This window comes from Bacterioplanes sanyensis (assembly GCF_002237535.1).
Taxonomy (GTDB): domain Bacteria; phylum Pseudomonadota; class Gammaproteobacteria; order Pseudomonadales; family Oceanobacteraceae; genus Bacterioplanes; species Bacterioplanes sanyensis_A.
Genome location: NZ_CP022530.1, coordinates 2,597,974 through 2,616,870, shown reverse-complemented (window position 1 = coordinate 2,616,870; position 18,897 = coordinate 2,597,974). Strand labels below are relative to the sequence as shown.

At 54.3% G+C, this 18,897-nt stretch carries 21 protein-coding genes; 12 read left to right on the top strand and 9 right to left on the bottom strand.

Features of this window, described 5'->3' with window-relative positions:
• Positions 1-52 precede the first annotated feature (52 nt).
• Positions 53-649 carry a hypothetical protein gene (locus CHH28_RS12185; RefSeq protein ID WP_094060564.1) on the top strand — a complete coding sequence of 199 codons (597 nt, stop codon included), beginning with the start codon at positions 53-55 and terminating at the stop codon, positions 647-649.
• Positions 650-658: 9 nt separating this feature from the next.
• Here the strand turns inward: CHH28_RS12185 and CHH28_RS12180 are convergent, their stop codons facing one another.
• Positions 659-850 (bottom strand): hypothetical protein, encoded by a 192-nt coding sequence (locus tag CHH28_RS12180; protein WP_094060563.1) that lies wholly within the window; start codon positions 848-850, stop codon positions 659-661.
• Positions 851-1,135: 285 nt separating this feature from the next.
• Between CHH28_RS12180 and ylqF the strand changes: the two genes are divergently transcribed.
• Positions 1,136-2,035 carry a ribosome biogenesis GTPase YlqF gene (ylqF, locus tag CHH28_RS12175; protein WP_094060562.1) on the top strand — a complete coding sequence of 300 codons (900 nt, stop codon included), beginning with the start codon at positions 1,136-1,138 and terminating at the stop codon, positions 2,033-2,035.
• On the opposite strand, the gene CHH28_RS12170 is transcribed toward ylqF, so the two are convergent.
• Positions 2,004-2,435: a DUF695 domain-containing protein gene (locus tag CHH28_RS12170; RefSeq protein ID WP_094060561.1), complete on the bottom strand. Its 432-nt coding sequence runs from the start codon at positions 2,433-2,435 to the stop codon at positions 2,004-2,006. The genes ylqF and CHH28_RS12170 overlap by 32 nt on opposite strands.
• 170 nt (positions 2,436-2,605) lie before the next feature.
• Between CHH28_RS12170 and CHH28_RS12165 the strand changes: the two genes are divergently transcribed.
• Positions 2,606-3,082, top strand: a complete 477-nt coding sequence (locus CHH28_RS12165; protein WP_094060560.1) for a DUF2489 domain-containing protein — start codon at positions 2,606-2,608, stop codon at positions 3,080-3,082.
• 121 nt (positions 3,083-3,203) lie between these two features.
• A complete protein-coding gene (locus tag CHH28_RS12160) occupies positions 3,204-3,773 on the top strand; it encodes a YceI family protein (protein WP_094060559.1) in 570 nt (189 codons plus the stop codon).
• 7 nt (positions 3,774-3,780) lie between these two features.
• On the opposite strand, the gene CHH28_RS12155 is transcribed toward CHH28_RS12160, so the two are convergent.
• The 3 genes from CHH28_RS12155 to CHH28_RS12145 all read right to left on the bottom strand — a co-directional run bounded on the left by CHH28_RS12155 (position 3,781) and on the right by CHH28_RS12145 (position 5,925).
• Positions 3,781-4,014 carry a hypothetical protein gene (locus CHH28_RS12155; RefSeq protein WP_094060558.1) on the bottom strand — a complete coding sequence of 78 codons (234 nt, stop codon included), beginning with the start codon at positions 4,012-4,014 and terminating at the stop codon, positions 3,781-3,783.
• Positions 4,015-4,022: 8 nt separating this feature from the next.
• The gene (gene ppk2, locus CHH28_RS12150) at positions 4,023-4,850 is read right to left on the bottom strand and encodes a polyphosphate kinase 2 (RefSeq protein ID WP_094060557.1); all 828 of its coding nucleotides are present in this window, start codon (positions 4,848-4,850) and stop codon (positions 4,023-4,025) included.
• A 79-nt stretch (positions 4,851-4,929) separates the two neighbouring features.
• The gene (locus tag CHH28_RS12145) at positions 4,930-5,925 is read right to left on the bottom strand and encodes a sensor domain-containing diguanylate cyclase (protein ID WP_094060556.1); all 996 of its coding nucleotides are present in this window, start codon (positions 5,923-5,925) and stop codon (positions 4,930-4,932) included.
• 119 nt (positions 5,926-6,044) lie between these two features.
• Between CHH28_RS12145 and murI the strand changes: the two genes are divergently transcribed.
• From murI to cls, 3 genes are all read left to right on the top strand, one after another.
• Positions 6,045-6,845 carry a glutamate racemase gene (gene murI, locus CHH28_RS12140; RefSeq protein ID WP_094060555.1) on the top strand — a complete coding sequence of 267 codons (801 nt, stop codon included), beginning with the start codon at positions 6,045-6,047 and terminating at the stop codon, positions 6,843-6,845.
• An 80-nt stretch (positions 6,846-6,925) separates the two neighbouring features.
• Positions 6,926-7,480 (top strand): GTP cyclohydrolase I FolE, encoded by a 555-nt coding sequence (folE, locus tag CHH28_RS12135; protein WP_094060554.1) that lies wholly within the window; start codon positions 6,926-6,928, stop codon positions 7,478-7,480.
• Positions 7,481-7,536: 56 nt separating this feature from the next.
• Complete coding sequence (gene cls, locus CHH28_RS12130; RefSeq protein ID WP_094060553.1) at positions 7,537-8,919, top strand: cardiolipin synthase; 1,383 nt, start codon at positions 7,537-7,539, stop codon at positions 8,917-8,919.
• 54 nt (positions 8,920-8,973) lie between these two features.
• Here cls and CHH28_RS12125 read toward each other — a convergent pair whose 3' ends face one another.
• Positions 8,974-9,606: an OmpW/AlkL family protein gene (locus tag CHH28_RS12125; RefSeq protein WP_233243621.1), complete on the bottom strand. Its 633-nt coding sequence runs from the start codon at positions 9,604-9,606 to the stop codon at positions 8,974-8,976.
• Between the two features lie 365 nt (positions 9,607-9,971).
• Between CHH28_RS12125 and CHH28_RS12120 the strand changes: the two genes are divergently transcribed.
• Positions 9,972-11,696 carry a HAMP domain-containing protein gene (locus tag CHH28_RS12120; RefSeq protein WP_199243899.1) on the top strand — a complete coding sequence of 575 codons (1,725 nt, stop codon included), beginning with the start codon at positions 9,972-9,974 and terminating at the stop codon, positions 11,694-11,696.
• A 146-nt stretch (positions 11,697-11,842) separates the two neighbouring features.
• On the opposite strand, the gene CHH28_RS12115 is transcribed toward CHH28_RS12120, so the two are convergent.
• Complete coding sequence (locus tag CHH28_RS12115; protein WP_420093149.1) at positions 11,843-13,582, bottom strand: AMP-binding protein; 1,740 nt, start codon at positions 13,580-13,582, stop codon at positions 11,843-11,845.
• A gap of 107 nt (positions 13,583-13,689) precedes the next feature.
• Here CHH28_RS12115 and CHH28_RS12110 point away from each other — a divergent pair, with 107 nt between their 5' ends.
• The 4 genes from CHH28_RS12110 (at position 13,690) to CHH28_RS12095 (ending at position 16,730) form a co-directional block, all read left to right on the top strand.
• Positions 13,690-14,721: a helix-turn-helix domain-containing protein gene (locus CHH28_RS12110; RefSeq protein WP_094060551.1), complete on the top strand. Its 1,032-nt coding sequence runs from the start codon at positions 13,690-13,692 to the stop codon at positions 14,719-14,721.
• Between the two features lie 94 nt (positions 14,722-14,815).
• On the top strand, positions 14,816-15,913 hold the full coding sequence (locus CHH28_RS12105) for a fatty acid desaturase family protein (RefSeq protein ID WP_157729894.1): 1,098 nt from the start codon (positions 14,816-14,818) through the stop codon (positions 15,911-15,913).
• Between the two features lie 21 nt (positions 15,914-15,934).
• On the top strand, positions 15,935-16,189 hold the full coding sequence (locus CHH28_RS12100; RefSeq protein WP_094060549.1) for a DUF2789 domain-containing protein: 255 nt from the start codon (positions 15,935-15,937) through the stop codon (positions 16,187-16,189).
• 55 nt (positions 16,190-16,244) lie between these two features.
• Complete coding sequence (locus CHH28_RS12095; protein WP_094060548.1) at positions 16,245-16,730, top strand: hypothetical protein; 486 nt, start codon at positions 16,245-16,247, stop codon at positions 16,728-16,730.
• A 7-nt stretch (positions 16,731-16,737) separates the two neighbouring features.
• Here CHH28_RS12095 and CHH28_RS12090 read toward each other — a convergent pair whose 3' ends face one another.
• Together CHH28_RS12090 and CHH28_RS12085 are read right to left on the bottom strand one after the other, a co-directional pair.
• Entirely contained in the window at positions 16,738-17,898 is a 1,161-nt protein-coding gene (locus CHH28_RS12090; protein ID WP_094060547.1) for a dihydrolipoamide acetyltransferase family protein, read from the bottom strand.
• A gap of 10 nt (positions 17,899-17,908) precedes the next feature.
• A complete protein-coding gene (locus tag CHH28_RS12085; protein WP_094060546.1) occupies positions 17,909-18,895 on the bottom strand; it encodes an alpha-ketoacid dehydrogenase subunit beta in 987 nt (328 codons plus the stop codon).
• Between the last annotated feature and the right edge of the window lie 2 nt (positions 18,896-18,897).

Sequence of the window (18,897 nt, the reverse complement as noted above, 5' to 3'; positions counted from 1 at the left end):
GCGGTTAGGTCCGCCACGCCATTAAAGTAGCGCCTTTTTGCAGGAGCCCACTATGAGCCAAGACATCAGCATGACCCAATCGCTACTGGATCGTTATTATCAGGAAGAGAAAGAACGCCAGGAGCGCGACCTCAGCCTGGCCAGTGTGCAAGTGCGTTTGGATGCCAGTGATCTGGCCATGTTGAGTGGTATCGCTAAGCGTTTCCAGAAAACACGCGACGAGGTAGCCAGTGAGCTGCTGTCGTCAGCATTGCTGGATATCTTTTCTCGTTTGGAGGCCGGTGAGCGCAAACTGTTAGCACGCGATTCAGATGAAGCCGCACGCTTGCTGGCCGATGAGATCGCCGAAGAAAATGGCGTACACAGCATTGAGTTCAAGTCCGGTGTCTGGAGCAATCACGAACGCCAAATCGTCAAACAAGAGCGTAAGCGTGCGCGCCAGCAAAGTGAGCTTGCCAAACCAGCCAACAATAGCGAGCCTGCGGCACCCGCATCGTCAACGCCGGCACAAGCAACAGCAGAACCGCAATCACCACAGCCTCAGGCCGACACCGAACAGGTCAGCCAAGATGCAGCGCCTGAGGTGGCAGCGCATGCGAACAACGATAGCGCCGACAGCACCAGCCCTGAGTCGGTGTTTGGCAGCTAAGCCGGCCGACTATTTTCGCCAGATACGCAGCTCCCGGAACTCACCGGGGCCAGCTTGCATCCATAGCAGCTCTGATTGATCTGAAAATACGAAGCGGTTGCCGAGTAAAAAACCGCTTCGGCGTCGACCGCCAATGGTGGCCGACGCTTGTCGGCCTTGTTTTTTCACGGAACGAGCCAAATCGTCTGATACGACGTCCATGCAGACCTCCCATCCTAGACAGGCCAGGAAAGCCAAATCATGCTTGGCCATTCCCAGCAATCATGACCTGAGCAGCCCCGTCAGCTTGAGCGGATAGCGGCTACTCAAACCGTTGCACCTATCATAATGCCGCAGTATGACAGGTGTAGGTCAATTATATTCTTAAAAGCGATTAAACCTTCCTGACAAATAACCAAAGACCGACCTGCATTCGGACCGTCGGTTTGTTCCCACCTCCGCGTGCTTTACAATATGCGCCCTTTCTTTTTGATACGAGCACACAGCATGGCAATCCATTGGTTTCCGGGTCATATGAACAAAGCGCGCAAGAAAATTGCCGAGGCTATGCCGGAAATCGATTTGGTGATCGAAGTGTTAGACGCACGCCTGCCCTTCTCCAGCACCAACCCCTTAGTCGATGAGCTGCGTGGCGACAAACCCTGCATCAAACTACTGAATAAGTCCGACCTAGCCGACCCCAACACCACCGACGCCTGGGTACACTACTTTGAGCAACAGCATCAAGTGCGCGCCCTGCCATTGGTGGCTGAGCAAAAAAGCCAGGTCAAACGCGTTATTCAACTGTGCAAACAGCTGGGCCAGCATCGACTGGAGCGCAAACGCCCTATACGCATCATGATCATGGGCATTCCCAATGTCGGCAAATCAACCCTGATCAATGCCTTGGCTGGCCGTCAAGTAGCCAAAACCGGCAACGAACCGGCGGTCACCAAAGCCAATCAAATGATCGATTTGAAAAATGGCCTGGTGCTGTCAGACACCCCAGGAATTTTGTGGCCCAAGCTTGAGCCGGAGAGCTGTGGCTATCGTTTGGCTGCCAGTGGCGCAGTGAAAGACACCGCCATCGAATACCAAGACGTTGCTCAGTTTGCTCTGCAGTTCTTGCTGCAACACTACCCGCAAGCGCTACAGCAGCGTTTTAAACTGGCAGATTTGCCCGAGTCTGCCGAGCTGGCACTGGAGGCGATCAGTCGCAAACGCGGCGGCCTACGACCAGGCGGCCTGGTTGATTTGCACAAAGGGGCGGAAGTGTGCCTGCACGAATTGCGAGCCGGCAAAATTGGCAAGATCTCACTCGAGAGCCCAGCCATGGTCGAGCAAGAAATGGCAGAGTTAGCTGCGCTGCAAGCGGCTATGGCTGAATCGCAGAATGAACCTGAGTAAAGGTGTTCCAGCCGGTGTCTTCATCGGCCACGACTTCGATGGGATACAAGCCTTTTTCCGTTGGTACGGTGTCTAGATCCTGCTGTAGCTGCTCCAAGTCGTTGCAGTAGATGATCCATTGGTTGATGCCAGAGTGCGTGATCATCATCACCACCACGGCATTTTCCTGCGGCTCCAGCGCCGCTTGCAAGGCTTCATGAAACAGCAAGATTTGGGCTTGCTCAGAAGCACCAGGAAAGCCACTGCTGTCGTCGCGTGTGCTGGCATTCCAAGCAATTTGCACACACTGAGGGTAATTCCCAGCGTCTCTCGCCGCTTCCCATTCTTTACGAAACTGAATGCTGATCGGAACCCCATTCAGATCACCCGACGCACGAACCCAGAGATTGTTCACCAACATGGCTTATATCCTGCTGTTGTCATAACCAATCAGACTAACGAATATCTGCAGAAATGCCAGCACTGTCCGCCATCGACCTGCCAAGCCGGCACTGACACTCATTGACTGGCGGGCCAGCCAGCACGCCGTTATCATGCGCTGCTTACGTTTGCACGCATTGAGGCGACTTTATGGTTTACCTGATGACCGGCATCGCCGTGGTTATCGTTTTGGCTTTATCCGGCTACGCCTGGACCCTGACACGGCGCGTTAAAGCTGCACAGCAGCGCCAGCAGCAAGAAGAAATTGCCGCCGCAGAAGCACTGCGCAGCAAACAGCACGAGTTGGTCAATGATGTGCATTTTGTCGCCCGCTCGGTGTTGGCAGAACAGTGCGAGATTACTGAAGGGGTGCTGCGCATTCACTATCTGATCCAAGCGCTGGACCCAGCCACTTGGGCCGTGGACGAGTTAGCGACCGTTCGCCGCCACCACCAGGCGACGGCCGAGATGCCGATTTTGGACGCCTATCAAAAACTGAGCAAACGCGAGCAGTTCAAACTCGACAAACAACGCTGGCAGCTGGAAAGTGACCATAAAGACGCGATAGAAAAAGAGCTGACCTGGCTGGTCGGCCATCGCTTTCCCAATGTTACCTTGCTGCACTGATAACCGCTGGCTATGTCACTGTCACCGCCAGGCGCAGCCAACATCACCATCGAGGCTTTGCCTGTCGCCGCAGTTGGCTTAAGCTCTGCGACATAACATCCGGGTCGGTTAAGGAATCGCCATGAAATTACCCATCGCCAGCGCGCTATTATCGGCGCTACTTCCCCTCAGTGCACTCGCGCAATGGCAGCTCACCGAGCCGACGGAAGTCAGCTTCGTCAGCTACAAAAACGTGCATCTGGCCGAACATCATCGTTTTGATCGTATTTTGGGCAGTGTCAGTAGCGAAGGAAACGCTGAAGTACGCATTGACCTCAGCAGCATCGATTCGCGCATTCCCATTCGCGATGAACGCATGCGGGACTTGCTGTTTAACGTCAAAGAGTTCGGCCAAGCGGTGATTCGCGCGCAGTTGCCCGAGTCTGTACTGACAGCAAAGCAGCCGCAGCGTTTTGAACTTGAAGGCCACCTGGCACTGCATGGCAGTCAGGAAAACTTTCGCGTGGCGGTGCTGGTAACGCCTGCCAGCAATGGTCAGGTGGTGGTATCCAGCTTGTACCCGGTGATGGTGCATGCCGACAGCTTTGCGCTATCAAAAGGCCTGCGCGAGTTGACGGACATTGCCAAGCTGGATGTGATTGCCGAGGTGGTGCCGGTTCATTTCACCCTGACCTTTGAACCTGCAAACTAACTGCCGATTAACTCGCTGAGTGACCTGGCATGCGCTGGCGTGTGCGTGCCAGCAGGTCTTCAAGTTCATTGGCGCTCAGCTGCAAGGTGTCGTAAGCGCTGGCACTGAGCGCCGACTCGATCATCAGCGTCAGAGCGTCCAAGTGCAAATCGCCTAATTGCTGGCTGAGCTGTGGGCCAAGTTCTTGGCAAAAGTGCTCCACAACGCGCTTGGCTTGTGGCAGATACGGACGAGCGTGCATGACAACTCCTAATAATCGATCGCTTGCGTGGCCGACTGAATGATCAGCGGATCTGGCTGTAGGTTCAGTGCCGTGCTTTTGTTGGTGTAATCCAACTGGCTGAGCACATGACGCATGGCATTTAACCGTGCCCGCTTTTTATCGTCCGAGCGCACCACCGCCCATGGGGCGTCCATGTGGTTGGAGTAATAGAACATCGCTTCTTTGGCTTCGGTGTAGTCGTCCCATTTATCCAGCGACGCCAGGTCGACCGGGCTTAGTTTCCATTGTTTTAACGGGTCCACTTGGCGCTTTTGAAAACGTCGCAATTGCTCGTGGCGGCTAACCGAGAACCACAGCTTAAACAAACGCACCCCCGAGCGCACAAACATGCGCTCCAGCTCCGGCACCTCGCGCATAAACTCGAGATATTCGGTATTGCTGCAAAACCCCATAACCCGCTCGACACCAGCGCGGTTGTACCAGGAACGGTCAAACAGCACGATTTCACCATCGGATGGCAGGTGCTTGATGTAACGCTGAAAGTACCATTGGGTGCGCTCTCGCTCGGTGGGCTTTTCCAATGCCACCACACGCGCGCCACGCGGGTTGAGATGCTCCATAAAGCGCTTAATCGTGCCGCCCTTGCCCGCTGCGTCGCGGCCTTCGAACACAATGACAATTTTTTGCCCGGTGTCTTTCACCCAGCCCTGCATTTTTAGCAGCTCAATTTGCAGCTGCTGTTTTTCACGCTCGTAGGAGGCGCGCGACATACGCTCGCCATAAGGTAAGTGCGGCGTTTTATCGTCCGCCATGGGCGGTGCGATGATGGGTAAATGGCTCGACTGATCGTTCATGGCGACTCCCGCTGGACTTCTCTAGTCACCATAGAGCAATTCCAGCACCGCACGCTGACGTATGTCAGCCAGGCGTCGATCAGCCCACCGCTTGCAAAAAGCAGTCACGCCCCTGGCGCTTAGCCTGATAAAGCCACTGGTCCAAGTGCCGGATAAAGGCGTCCAGCTCGGCACTGTGATGCGCGCGCGGCGTAACCGCCAGGTAGCTGCCAGACACGGTAATGTCTAGCCGCTCGCCCTCGTCGTTGTGTACAGTCATGGCGTGAATCGCGTCTTGTAAGCGCTGCACCACCATTGGCAACTCATCCGCCGAGCAGCCCGGCAGCAACAAAGCAAACTCCTCACCGCCAAGGCGCCCTAAGTGATCGGTCGGCCGCAAGCTCGACATCAAGGTCTGGCATAAGCTGGTCAATACACGATCGCCACAGCCATGGCCGTGCAAGTCATTAATCTTTTTAAAGAAATCCAGATCAAACAGAATCAGCGAAAACACATGATATTGGCGCTGACCACGCGCCCACTCGCGCTGAAATGCTTTATCAAAGCCACGGCGATTCTCCGCCCCAGTCAACGGATCGGTCAGCGCCAATCTGGCTTGCTCTTCGGTTTTTTGCACCAACACCAAACAGGCAGCGACCACGGCAGCCAAGTGCTGCATAAAGTCCGTCGCCATGCCGGCATGAAAGCGCTGCGGATGGTGGGAGAACAAGCGTAATTGGCCAAGGTAGTCCTGATTGCGGCGCAGCGGCAGCGCCAAACCCGACTGATAAGGCTCCGGCGAGCTGAGCACGGAAGCATCGATCACCTCAACCGTCGAGGTCAGCTCAACGTGCTCCATTAAGTGTGCATGATCAATGTCGAGTGAGCGATGGATGGACTGACTCAGACTGTCGTCAGCATCGGCCAGCTGCAACGCGATGGCGTCCAGTTCAAACTGCTGCGGCAAGCCATCGATCAAGGTACTGAGCAGGTCAAACCAATCTTGGCAGGCCAGCAGCTGCAATTCGTAGCGCTGCAAACGCTGCAGCAAAGCCTCATTACGGCGGGCGTTGGCGAGCAGTTCGTCAAGATCCATGGACAGTACACCGGCGCTCACGGGAATTCACGGTTTAACATTCAGCTGTGCAGGACGCAAGCATTCGGGCTGTAGAGCTGATAAAATCGCGCGCTTTATTCAAGCTAGCTGCAACAACGATGGCAAATATTCTGGTATTCGACTCCGGTGTCGGTGGTTTAAGCGTGGCGCAACACATTGCCGCCCAGCACCGACATGCATCGATCATTTACCTGATGGACCGCCAGTACTTTCCTTATGGACAGCTTGATGACCAACGACTGTGCTCGCGCGTGCTGCAACTGTGCCAGGCGGCATTGGCCAACTGGCCCATCGATCTGATCGTGATTGCCTGCAACACCGCCAGCACTCTCGCGCTACCGACGCTGCGGGCGCAGCTGCCGGTGCCCATTGTCGGTGTTGTTCCGGCGATCAAAGTCGCTGCTGAGCGCGCAGGATCTTCTCCAATCGGTTTGTTGGCAACCCAGGCCACGGTACAGCGCGACTACCTCAGCGATTTGATTGCTACACACGCTCCCAATCACAGCGTTCATCGGTTAGGCAGCGCCGAGCTGGTACAGTGGTCGGAGCAATGGGTCTATCAACAGCACTACGCCAGCGGCATTCACGAGCTGTTGTCCCCTTGGATCAATGAACATGGTTTGCGGCATGTGGTGCTGGGCTGCACCCACTTCCCGCTGCTAACGCCACAACTGCAGCGCGACTTTCCCGGGGTCGATTGGATCGACTCTGGTGAAGCCATCGCAAGGCGAGTGGGTGATGTTCTTGCCAATCAGGTGACGAGCATTGCCAAAAGCGATACAACGGAAGTTGGCAGTCTATGCCTAAGCTGGGCCGGTGAAGCGCCGGATCATGAGGCACTCAGGCGTTTTTTGGTACCTTGGGAGCGCGCGGTTCATTGCCAACCACTACAAACATAGTTATACAAAAACAAAGCTTTGTATAACTTAAGAATTTGAGTAAACTACTCAGGTATTCACCCACAAATCAGGGTCTTAACATGTCAAAACTCGAATCCCTTTACCACGACGTTCTTAGCGAGCTGGGTGAAGACGTAGAGCGCGAAGGATTGCTCGACACTCCTAAGCGTGCCGCCAAAGCCATGCAGTTTTTGACCAGTGGCTACGATATGGATCTACAGGAAGTGGTCAATGGTGCGGTATTCACCAGTGATAATGACGAAATGGTGGTGGTGCAAGGCATCGAATTTTATTCCTTGTGCGAACACCACACCCTGCCGTTTCTGGGGCGTTGCCACATCGGTTACCTGCCCAGTGGCAAAGTGTTAGGTTTATCTAAGTTTGCACGCATCGTCGACATGTTCGCCCGCCGCCTGCAAATTCAGGAAAATATGACCAAGCAAATCGCCGATGCAGTCATCGAAGCCACGGACTGCCGTGGTGTTGGTGTGATTGTTGAGGCGCAGCACATGTGCATGATGATGCGCGGCGTGCAAAAGCAAAACTCGATGATGCGCACCTCGGTGATGCGTGGTGCATTCCGTGAGGATCAAGCCACGCGCCAAGAGTTCATGGGCTTGATCGATAAAGCCTGATCCGGTTTACTCTGAGGTCTGCATTATCTGATACTCCCGCCTGACGAGGAGGCCCAATGCCGGTAGCAGACTGGCTAACTTGGTCATTACTGTTATACCCGCTGGGCTTGCTGGCCGCTTTGGATGCACTCTGGAGCGGCCGCACCGCACAAGGCTCTATCGCCTGGATGCTGGCACTCATCATCCTGCCGCACTTTAGTTTGCCGGCTTATTTATTGTTTGGCAGCCGCCGACTCAAGGGCTACCGCAAAGCCAGACAACGCGTCAGCGACCAACTCAGCGATATTGCTGAGCGCCTTGAACACCAATTATTGCCCTTTCGCACCCCCCCCTCCTACGCGGTGCAACCTCTGTTGGCTTTGTTTCGCAGCCCGCTTGTCAGTGGCAACCAGACCACCTTGCTGACATCGGGTGAACAGACATTTGCTGCCTTGTTCCAGCATTTATCCGCCGCACAATCTTCCATTTGTTTGCAGTCATACATTATCCGTGACGATACCCTCGGCCAGCGTGTGCTGGAGGCGCTGTGTGATTGCGCGCAGCGCGGTGTCACCATTTATGTACTGTTTGATGAAATCGGCAGTCACGGACTAACACGCCGCTATCGCCAGCGCTTAACCGCGGCAGGTATTCAGTTTTCGCGCTTTAATCCGATCCATTTTCGCAACCGCATGCTGCTGAATTTTCGCAACCACCGCAAGCTGATTATTATCGACGAGCAAATCGCCCTAATCGGTGGCTACAACATCGGTGACGAATACCTGCATCGTGAATGGCGCGACACCCATTTAGAAATACGCGGCCCGGCAGTGCTCAGCTTTCAACTGGGCTTTAGCGAAGACTGGCAATGGGCTACCGGTGCCATGCCAGAGCTGAGCTGGGCGGTGCCACCAGCGCCTGGCCAACAGGCGGTAATGTGCGTTAACCCTGGCCCTGCGGATTTGCAGGAATCCGCCAGCTTGTTTGTGTGCCAGCTGATTCACAGCGCACGTCAGCGCTGCTGGCTGGTCAGCCCATATTTTGTGCCAGATCAGGCCGTTATCAGCCAATTACAGCTGGCGGTATTGCGTGGTGTGGATGTACGCGTGCTGTTGCCAGAGAAAACCGACAATCGCTTAGTGCAGCTGGCGATGACACGGTATGTGGAAGAACTCAGTGCCGTGGGTATTCGGTTTTACACGTATCGTGCGGGGTTTTTGCACCAAAAAGTGATGCTGATTGACGACGAGCTGGCCTCAGTAGGCAGCACCAATCTCGACAACCGCTCACTGCGCATTAATTTTGAAATGAATGCCTTAGTGCAGGGTCGTGAACTGGCGCAGCAAGTGAAAGACATGCTGCTGCAGGACTTCCTGCACGCCAGCCCGGCGCAAGTGAATCCATCATTGCCACATCAACTGCTGGCAAGGTTAGCGCGCTTAATGGCACCGCTGCTGTAATAAACACCCATAAAAAGACCCCGGCGTTGCCGGGGCTTTTTGACGTTTAGCGCATTAGAACTTCATGCCAGCGCCAACCATCACCACCAGTGGATCGATTTCCACTTCCAGGCCATCGGCAGCACCACCACGGATCTCAGTATCGATGTCCATTTTCCACAGCGCCGCATTTACCACCCACTGATCATTGATCAGATAATCAACACCTGCAGAATAACTCAGACCCCAGCTGGTTTTCAGACCTTTGGTGCCGATGCCAGCGTCGTCATCTTCATCAAAGAAGAACGTGTGGTTAACGCCCAAGCCAACGTACGGCTGCAGTTTTGAGCTACCCGCCAATGGATAGAATTGAGCCGATACGGTAGGTGGCAGGTGCTTCGTGGTCGCAATGGTTGCACCATCTAGAGCACCACCATCGGCTTCGACTTCGTGCTCAAACGGTGTTGCAGCCAGTACCTCGACACCGAACATTGGTGTCACCATGTACACCGCAGTAATACCGAGTTGGGTGTCGTTTTGAACATCCAGATCGGTGTCCGGCACAACAGCACTGGCATCGGCATTGTTATCTTTTGGCATAACGCTAACCACGCCTGCCTTAACAATAATATCACCCGCTTCGTACGCCATTGCCGGTACAGTGGCGGCCATAATGCTTGCTGCGACCAGAGTTTTCAGCATGTTCATTCTGCACTCCTTAATTTCGTGCTCAATCAAGATGGCCTCAGAATAACCGCGAGCCCTGGCCCCATTTTGATGCAGATCAAGTCGCCACGGCCGCTGAATACGGGCCTGAGGGCTTTGTTGTGTCAGATCAACATCGCTAGATAGTCATGTTGATGATCTGCCAAACTGGCACAACTTTTTCATACCATCGGACTACTCAGCTGGCCGTCGAGGTGAATACAGCTATAGTAAGAGCGTGTGCTGGGCCACTGTTTGGCGAATGTGGCTGGCATACGCCCAGCGTCTAGGTCTCAGGTGGTCAGAGCTCAGTGGCGGAACAACAGAAACAGCGCTCTGCGCACAACAGTTGGCGAGTTAGCCAAACCGTGGGATCCCGTATCGGCCGCTTGCTGCTGTCGTACATTCTGGCCTTCAGTTTTTTGGTCACTCTGGCCACCACGGCGTTTATCTTGTTCAGTGATTACAAGCGCGGTGTAAGCAGCTATGACCAGAGCATCACGCAAATCCGCAGCAGCTATCTCGACAGTATCAGTTACAGTTTATGGAACTTTGATATTCCACAGCTGGAATCCCAGCTGATCGGTATTTTGAACTTTCCGGGCGTGGCGTATGTATTCATTGAATCGTCAGACGGCACAATTTTCTCCGCCGGAGATGTGATGCAAGGGGCGGACACGCGCCACGACATAGAGCTCACCTATCGCAGCAGCGGCCGCGAATACTCACTCGGCACCCTATTTATTGATCTTGATTACGCCGACCTTTATTCAGAGTTGCAAAGCAAAGCCATCAATATTTTGCTGACGCAATTCGTTAAGACCTTTTCAGTGTCCATTTTTATTTTATTTATTATCAACCGGCTGCTAACGCGCAGATTGCAGCGCATGTCACATTGGGCCGATCAATTTTCTCTCAAACATCTGGACCAAGCGTTAGAAATACCCGCCGCACACACCAAAGCCGACGAGTTGGATGACGTGGTCAATGCCATTAACCACATGCGTCAAACACTGCAACAGGATGTAGTGCGCGAACAACAGGCCACACTGGAGTTGGAAACCACCAAAGAGCGCCTGGCCATCGCTATCGACAACGCAGCGCTGGGGTTCTGTGAGTATCACCTGGAGCAAGACAAGTTCGACGCCAACAGCCATTTTGCCAGTCAACTGGGGCTCACCAGCCCCGAGCTAGAGCAACTGAAGCATCCGATGGATGTTTTGCTGAACGCTCTGACTGGCAGCGAAGCGACAGAGCAACGAGAGCGTCTACATCAGTTACTGTACGGTCGTATTCCCCGAGTGTCAGACACGTATCAACTGCTAAATCAGCGCCAGCAGCTGTGCTATTTCGATATTACTTTTCAAATCACTGGGTATCAGGACAACCGCCCAACCAGCATTTTAATTTGCATGGTGGATAAAACTCACGAGACCATTTCCAGCCAGCAAGCGCAAGAGTTGAATATTAATTTAGAGAATCGAGTCGCCAAACGCACTGAAGAACTGTACGACGAGCAAATGCGCGCCAAGCTTGCACTGCAGCGAGTGACACAGCAGCTGGAGCGTTGCCAAGCAGCGCTGCACAATCAGCGCCACAGCGATCTGTCGCGTTTATTGTTGGAAGAGCTGGATGCTCATTTTGATCCACAACAGCAGGCCCAACTGGATATCTTTCAGCAATATTTGCGCATCAGTATTAGCGACGATACCAGTACCATGGACTTGGCTTTTCACTTAGCGCAATGGATGGAGCAGCTGAGTACGCTCAGCGCCGAGCAGAAAACGGTGCAATTACCGCTCTCGTTGGTGCTGGAAGAAAATCCGCGTATTTTTCAATTCATGATGGATTTGCTCATTCCAACAGAGGCGATGGCCGTTACGCAAAACCTGCGCGTGACCATGAGCACCGATGGTTTGCAAGGAAAAATCACCGTATTGCAGTCTTTGACCGAGCCCTATTTTGATCAGCGGCGTTACGCACTGGCCAGCTTTATCGCCGAGAATCGTCTGCAAGGCGGCCTTAGCAAAAACTGGCACGGCAACGACCTGAGCATTGAACTGACCTTTGGTCTGGCGCAGATCAGCTACTGAAGTCTAGTCGCCAACTTAGGTAAAAACAGCCATGTAAGCACTCGCCGAAAATACGAAACAACTGCGCCGACGTTGATGATGGGAAAGCTCATCAAGAAAAGAGAAATATCAGGAAAAGACGCGCCAGCAGAGCTGGCGCCTATAGCTTATGCAGGTTCCGCTTCGCGCTTTGCTTGCTCTTCGTCTTTTAACTCGCGACGCAGGATTTTACCCACTGGCGTCATCGGTAGCTCAGTGCGGAACTCCACCACACGAGGCACTTTGTAGCCGGTCATATTGTCACGGCAGTAGCTGCGAATCTCCTCGACCGTTACGTTGCTGTCGCTGGCCACCACAAACAGTTTCACCGCTTCGCCAGTTTTTTCATCTGGAATGCCGATGGCGGCACAGTTTTCAACCGCGGGGTGATTCGACACAACGTCTTCAATTTCATTCGGGTAGACGTTAAAGCCGGAGACCAAAATCATATCCTTGATACGATCCACGATACGGACAAAACCATCATCGTCGATGATGGCAACGTCACCAGTGCGCAACCAATGACCGTCTTCGGTAAAGCTATCGGCCGTTGCCTCAGGGCGATTCCAATAGCCTTTCATCACCTGCGGGCCGTGCACGCACAACTCGCCGCGCTCACCGATGGCCACCTCATTGCCCTGATCATCGACACATTTTAGTGCCGTACCAGGCACAGCTTGGCCCACGGTTCCCATGCGCTCCAGACCACCGCCGGGGTTCATGGTTACCGCTGGTGAGCACTCGGTCAGACCGTAGGCTTCAGAAATGCCACAACCGGTCATGTCTTTCCAGCGCTTGGCGGTATCGTCCATCAAGGCCGTACCACCAGACAGCGTCAGCTTCAGCTTGGAAAAGTCACACTGTTGAAATTCCGGATGCTGCAGCAAGGACACAAACAAGGTGTTTAAACCGATAAAACCAGTCAGCTGATGGGGTTTAATCATGCGCACGAACATATCGGTATCGCGCGGATTAGCGATCAGAATGCTGTGATCACCCATATTAAACAGCGCCATCAAATGCACAGTGAAGGAGTAGATATGATACAGCGGCAGTGGCGCGACGATTTTAACACCGCCCTCAGGTTTAATGGGGTGCCCCTGCTCGTCCAACTGGGTGAGCTGCGCTTTTGATTGCAGCATATTGGCAATCAAATTGCGGTTCGTCAGCTCCGCGCCCTTGGCCACGCCGGTGGTACCGCCAGTGTATTGCAAAATGATGGTGGCGTTGGGGTCACGAATGTAATCCACCTTATGTGGACCCGCTTTTGCACCTAATGACAACGCGGTTCGAAATGCAACGGCCTCTGGCAGCGAATAAGCCGGGACCATTTTTTTAACGTATTTCGCCGCAGCGTTGATCACGGTGCGTTTCACCAACGGCAGCATATCCGCCAGGCTGGTAACAATGATGTGCTTAAGGCCAGTCTCCGCTTTAATGTTTTGCACGGAGCGGGCAAACACATCCATGCACACCAACGCTTTTGCACCCGAGTCATTAAACTGATGCAACATCTCACGCTCGGTGTACAGCGGGTTGGTATTCACCACGATTAAACCGGCGCGCAACGCACCATACATAGCAATCGGAAATTGCAGCACGTTTGGCATTTGAATGGCGATACGATCGCCGGGTTTTAGGCTGGTGTGGTTTTGCAGGTAAGCGGCAAACGCAGCGCTGTATTGGTCGATTTGACCATAAGTCAGCGTATAGCCAATGCTGGTGAATGCAGGGCGCTCAGCGTAACGCTGCATGGCGCTTTCAACGACTTCAACGACGGCATCAAACTCAGTCAGATCAATGCGATCTGGCACCCCAGGGGCACGCTTTCCGTCCCAGAATGAAACATCCACAGTAAGATCTCCCATAGTTCACTTGTTGTTTTTGTTAGGCCGCACTATGAACCAAAGCCGCATTGAGTGAAAGAGCGACTGATGGCACACTTTCTGTCATTTCACGCCATGAAGCCTGAATTATGAGCCGCCCTCTGCTACTGCCATCTATTCAACAACCGTCGCGTTTGGCCGCCGCGCAACTGCAGCAATTGCTCGACAGCGTGCACGAACTGGGCGTGCCTACGGTCTCTATTTTGCGCCATTGCAGCCTGCCCAACGGACTGAACAACAGCAGCGTGGTAAGCTCGGTGATGCTGGCGCGCGCCGTTGAAAAAGCCATAGAGGTCACGCAACAACCGCTGTTTGGCTTGCTGCATGGCAACCGCGTGCCGATGGCCATGCGCGGCTTTGCCAGCCAGGTGTTTCATGCCGCCGATACCTTTGCTGACGCCTTGTCGTGGATCTTGCGCTACCTCAACAACTACAACCTCTTGGGGCAGCTGCGCTGCCGCCATCAAGACGACACCATTGTGCTGGAAGTGCATCGCCAAGGGGCCGTTCCTAGCATCGCAGGTTTTACACATCATTACCTATTAGCCACGCTTACCACGCTGCTGCGTTACTTGCTGTCCAATAGTGACGAGTTCACCGGCGTGGTGCGACTGCGCGAAGCGCCGTTGACTTCAGGGCTGCACTACGAGGAGTACTTGCAACTGCCAGTGCAGTTTAATCAGGACGACAATGCCCTGTGCATTCCTGAGTATTTACTGCAGCTGGATATTGCAGAAGTCAGCCAGATTGCTCGTCGACAGGCTGAAATTGATTGCGAAAACCAGCTGGCCAGTGTGTCTGGCCAGCAAGATTTGGCCACTCGCTTGCGCTCACAACTGTTACATCAGCAGCAGTTTCCAGCGCTGGCCGTCATCGCCGATCAGCTGAATAGCAGCCCTCGCACAATTAACCGTCAAATGGCCGAACTGCACACCAGCTATCAGCAACAATTGGACAGCGCCCGGCGCCAGCTGGCGATTCATTTTCTCAGCGCCAGCGACGACAGTATTGATGCCATTGCCAGCCGCTTAGGCTACAACGATGCGTCTAACTTTGGACGCGCCTTTCGCCGCTGGCTGGGGATGTCCCCCAGGCAATTTCGCCAGCTACAGCGCCTGTAAGATTGCCAATACTCGCTCCTGCCTTTGTACCAGCGTCTCAAAATGCGTAGCATACGGCGCTATAACGATAACAAATACTATAAAAGCCGATGCCATGAACGTTCAATTCCCACCTTCCGATCGCCGCTTTTATCAGCAGCTGTCGCAGCAAGTGCAGCACATGCTAGAGCAACAAGGCGAAGCCAAAACGGGCAACCGCCAGTTGTGGCACAAAGCGTTGATCATTACCGCCATCTACGTTGCCAGTTACTTGGGGTTATTGCTGGTTGAGCCTGCCAACAGCCTGTTTTGGTTATTGCACGGCGTTGCCACGGCCTTGGTCGGGTTTAACATCATGCACGATGGTGCCCACGCATCGTTTAGCAAAATAGCATGGGTCAATCGCTGCGCCGCGTTAACGTTTAATGTGATCGGTAGCCATCGATTTTATTGGGCACAAAAACACAATCGCAGCCATCACAGTTTTACCAATGTTATGGGTGTCGATGAAGACATCGACGCCTTTGGTCTGATCAGAATGAGTCCCCATCAGGCCCACCACGGATTTCATCGCTACCAGCACCTGTACGTCTGGCTGCTTTATCCATTTACCAGCTTGTTCTGGTTTTTCGTATTGGATTACAAAGCGTATTACCGCGAAAAAATCGCAACCAGGCAATACAGCCAGTCCCAGACATGGCATGACCATGTGGAGTTTTGGGCGTCAAAAATCACCTACCTGCTGGTGTATTTGTGGTTACCAGCACAGTTACTTGGTTGGCAAACAACCTTGCTCGGTTTTTTACTGATGCACTTCGTGCTGGGCACGTTATTCGCCGTTGTTTTTCAGCTGGCCCACGTGGTCGAGCAAGCTGAATTTCCTGCCCCCAACCAAAACGGTGTTTTGCCCTATGACTGGGCTCACCATCAGCTCGCCACTACGGTGGATTTTGCACCTAACAGCCGCTGGCTCACCTGGGCGCTGGGCGGTTTAAATTTCCAACTGGAGCATCATTTGTTTCCGCGGATTTCCCACGTGCACTACCCGGCGATTCACCGTTTATTGTGCCAATGCCAGCAGGCGGGGCAGCTTTCTATCAAGCAGTACCCAACACTTGGCCAGGCTATTCAGGGCCATTACCGCCACCTGCGACAATTGGGGCACGCCAACACGCCAGAGTTGGTTTCTAACCACTACACTGCACCCCAGTGACACACACGTTGGAGACACATTATGGATACTTCAAAGCATGATCTGCCTGCACTGTTCGCACAATTAGGGCTGGACAACGACCCGGCGGCCATCGATCGCTTTATCGATCAGCACAAGCCGATTGCCAGCGGCAGCGCACTGGCGGATTTATCCTTTTTTAACGCAGCGCAAGCCAGTTTTTTGCGTGAGGCGGTGGCGCTGGATTCCGATTGGGCCGAAGTCGTCGATACCCTCGACAGCCTGCTGCGTCAGGAAGCTGATATCCGCCCGTCCTAGGGCTTGACCCATTACCATGGCAACCGCACACTGGCGCCGTAGATAAGGAGCCTTTATGAATGCACCGCAGTTTATCGCCATTGACGCCAGTTCCTGGGAAGACCACGCTCATCCCATAGCCATTGCTTGGAGCCTCAGCGATGGCCGGATTAAAACCACCCTGATCCAACCGGAAGACGACTGGGATGATTGGGATTATGCACTGGAAGATATTCACGGCATCAATCAGGACACCTTGTATCAGCGCGGCGAAACTTGCTGGTCGGTCATTCGTGAGTTGGAAGGCGACTTACACGCCAGTCGCTTGTACGCCGACCAGGCAGCTCCCTGCCAACACTTGTTAGAGCGCATTTACGACGCCTGTCAGCGCGAGCCGAGCTTTGAAGTCGACGCCACCGACACGCCCTCCTTTGATGGCCAGCAGCTGCCTTGCGATGAACGGGTGTACGCCATGTTGCAAGCGTGGGCAGAGCAACATGGCACGGAGGGTTTCAGCACTGCAGACAGCGCGAAAGACGGGCCCGACTGGCCGCAAGACTGACACAAACTTAGTGGTCCACCACGCTTGGCTCGCGCTGCAGGTCTTTGATTAAAGCACCCAAAAAGCGCGATGCCTCACCGCCAGTGACCACACGATGGTCAAAGGTGAGCGATAACGGCAGTGCCTTGCCAGCAAACAGCTCACCCATATGCACCATGGCTTTTTCCTGGATGCGCCCGGCACCGACGATGGCGACCGTTGGCGGCACCACAATCGGAGTGCCATAAATTCCCGCCCCTTGGCCAGTTCGTGCCAATGAGCCGTAATTCGATAAGGTAATGGTGGCGCCTTTTAACTCATGCGGCGGAATGCTGCGTTGCTTCACGTCTTCACGCAAGTTCGCCAAACCATTGCGCAAATCGTCGGCGCTGCGATTGGCCACGTCCCGCAACACAGGTACAAACAAGCCCTGCTCGGTATCGACAGCCATACCCACATCAATGTTGCTGAGTAACCGCAGCTGTTGATCGTCGAACCAGGCATTTAATTGCGGCTCCGCCTGACACGCCGCCGCGATGGCCTGCAGCAAACGCACACTGATGTCCTCACCCGGTTGCCATTCGGTGACGTCCGCTTCGTCAAACAAGGTGACCGGCACCACCGCCGCATGCGCCCTAGCCATGTTTTTTGCCATCGATTTGCGCACGCCACTGAGCTGCTCGCTCGGCCCGTGGCTGGTGTTCATCCGATTAGCACGCTCAATGTCCTCAGCGGTTATGCGGCCACCGTCGCCACTGCCACTGATGGTTTGCAAATCGACATTAAGACGCTTGGCCAGCGCCCGTACACTGGGCGTTGCACGAACCGGCGCTGCAGCTTGCTGACTGCCACCAATAATGAACTGATCCTGACTGGCCTCCTGCGCTTGCGGCAATTGACCCACCACGGTAGCGCTACTGCTTTGCTCTTTGCGCACTTCCTGCGCTTCTTGCTCGGCGTCAGCAAACTCCACCAGCGGCTCACCGACATTGACGCTGTCGCCGGGGCTGGCAAAGCGTTGCCCAATCACACCGGCTTGCGGACTGGGAACATCGACAATGGCTTTGTCGGTTTCTACCGCCACCAACGGCTGATCGACGGCCACGCGATCGCCCTCGTTGACGTACCATTCAACAATCTCCGCCTCCTGCAGCCCTTCGCCCAAATCCGGCAACGCAAAATAACGCATAGATCCCTTCCTATTGATAGTGAACGACACTCACAGCAGCATGGACGATGTCCTCGGGATCTGCCAGATACCACTGCTCTTGGCGGAAATAGGGCATCGGTGTATCGAAACCGGTCACCCGCTGTATCGGCGCTTGTAGACAATCGAACACCTGTTCGCTGAGCTGAGCTGCGATGTCAGCTCCAATGCCGCCACTGCGACACGCCTCATGCACAATCAAACAACGACCGGTGCGGGCCACGGACTGACACAGTGTTTCTATATCGATGGGAGAAACGGTGGCAACGTCGATCACTTCAGCGCTGATGTTTTGCTCTTGCAGCCGGTCAGCTGCGAGTAATGTTTCACGCACGCTGGCGCCCCAGCTGATGAGGGTAATATCGCTGCCTTGGCGTAAGGTAAAACAGGTATCCAACGGCAAGCGTTCACCATCATCCGCCAACGGTTGTTTCTGGATGCGGTACAGGCGTTTTGGCTCCAAAAACACCACCGGATCTGGGTCATCAATGGCGCTCAGCAACAGACCATAGGCACGCCGCGGGGATGATGGAATCACCACACGAATCCCTGGGATATGCGCCAGCAGTGCTTCAGTGCTTTCAGAGTGGTGCTCAGGGGCATGAATACCGCCACCAAATGGCGCCCGCACCACCAACGGACACTGCATGCGCCCGCGGGTACGGTTGCGAAGCCTTGCAGCGTGGGTAATCAGCTGTTCAAATGCCGGGAAGATAAACCCCATGAACTGGATTTCCATCACTGGCCGCAGGCCGGTGGCGGCCATGCCGATGGCACTGCCAGCGATCAGAGTTTCCGCCAGCGGCGTGTCCATTACGCGCTGCTCACCAAAGCGCTGTTGTAAGTCCACCGTGGCGCGAAACACACCGCCATTGACACCAATATCCTCTCCCAAGCACACCACCCGCTCATCGGCGCCCATGGCATGATGCAGGGCTAGGTTCACCGCCTCGACCATGGTTTTATCCTGAATATTCATGG

Coding starts and splice junctions, on each gene's coding strand:
- CHH28_RS12185 (WP_094060564.1), top strand. CDS start 53: ATGAGCCAAGACATCAGCATGACCCAATCGCTACTGGATCGTTATTAT.
- CHH28_RS12180 (WP_094060563.1), bottom strand. CDS start 850: ATGGACGTCGTATCAGACGATTTGGCTCGTTCCGTGAAAAAACAAGGC.
- ylqF (WP_094060562.1), top strand. CDS start 1,136: ATGGCAATCCATTGGTTTCCGGGTCATATGAACAAAGCGCGCAAGAAA.
- CHH28_RS12170 (WP_094060561.1), bottom strand. CDS start 2,435: ATGTTGGTGAACAATCTCTGGGTTCGTGCGTCGGGTGATCTGAATGGG.
- CHH28_RS12165 (WP_094060560.1), top strand. CDS start 2,606: ATGGTTTACCTGATGACCGGCATCGCCGTGGTTATCGTTTTGGCTTTA.
- CHH28_RS12160 (WP_094060559.1), top strand. CDS start 3,204: ATGAAATTACCCATCGCCAGCGCGCTATTATCGGCGCTACTTCCCCTC.
- CHH28_RS12155 (WP_094060558.1), bottom strand. CDS start 4,014: ATGCACGCTCGTCCGTATCTGCCACAAGCCAAGCGCGTTGTGGAGCAC.
- ppk2 (WP_094060557.1), bottom strand. CDS start 4,850: ATGAACGATCAGTCGAGCCATTTACCCATCATCGCACCGCCCATGGCG.
- CHH28_RS12145 (WP_094060556.1), bottom strand. CDS start 5,925: ATGGATCTTGACGAACTGCTCGCCAACGCCCGCCGTAATGAGGCTTTG.
- murI (WP_094060555.1), top strand. CDS start 6,045: ATGGCAAATATTCTGGTATTCGACTCCGGTGTCGGTGGTTTAAGCGTG.
- folE (WP_094060554.1), top strand. CDS start 6,926: ATGTCAAAACTCGAATCCCTTTACCACGACGTTCTTAGCGAGCTGGGT.
- cls (WP_094060553.1), top strand. CDS start 7,537: ATGCCGGTAGCAGACTGGCTAACTTGGTCATTACTGTTATACCCGCTG.
- CHH28_RS12125 (WP_233243621.1), bottom strand. CDS start 9,606: ATGAACATGCTGAAAACTCTGGTCGCAGCAAGCATTATGGCCGCCACT.
- CHH28_RS12115 (WP_420093149.1), bottom strand. CDS start 13,582: ATGGGAGATCTTACTGTGGATGTTTCATTCTGGGACGGAAAGCGTGCC.
- CHH28_RS12110 (WP_094060551.1), top strand. CDS start 13,690: ATGAGCCGCCCTCTGCTACTGCCATCTATTCAACAACCGTCGCGTTTG.
- CHH28_RS12105 (WP_157729894.1), top strand. CDS start 14,816: ATGAACGTTCAATTCCCACCTTCCGATCGCCGCTTTTATCAGCAGCTG.
- CHH28_RS12100 (WP_094060549.1), top strand. CDS start 15,935: ATGGATACTTCAAAGCATGATCTGCCTGCACTGTTCGCACAATTAGGG.
- CHH28_RS12095 (WP_094060548.1), top strand. CDS start 16,245: ATGAATGCACCGCAGTTTATCGCCATTGACGCCAGTTCCTGGGAAGAC.
- CHH28_RS12090 (WP_094060547.1), bottom strand. CDS start 17,898: ATGCGTTATTTTGCGTTGCCGGATTTGGGCGAAGGGCTGCAGGAGGCG.
- CHH28_RS12085 (WP_094060546.1), bottom strand. CDS start 18,895: ATGAATATTCAGGATAAAACCATGGTCGAGGCGGTGAACCTAGCCCTG.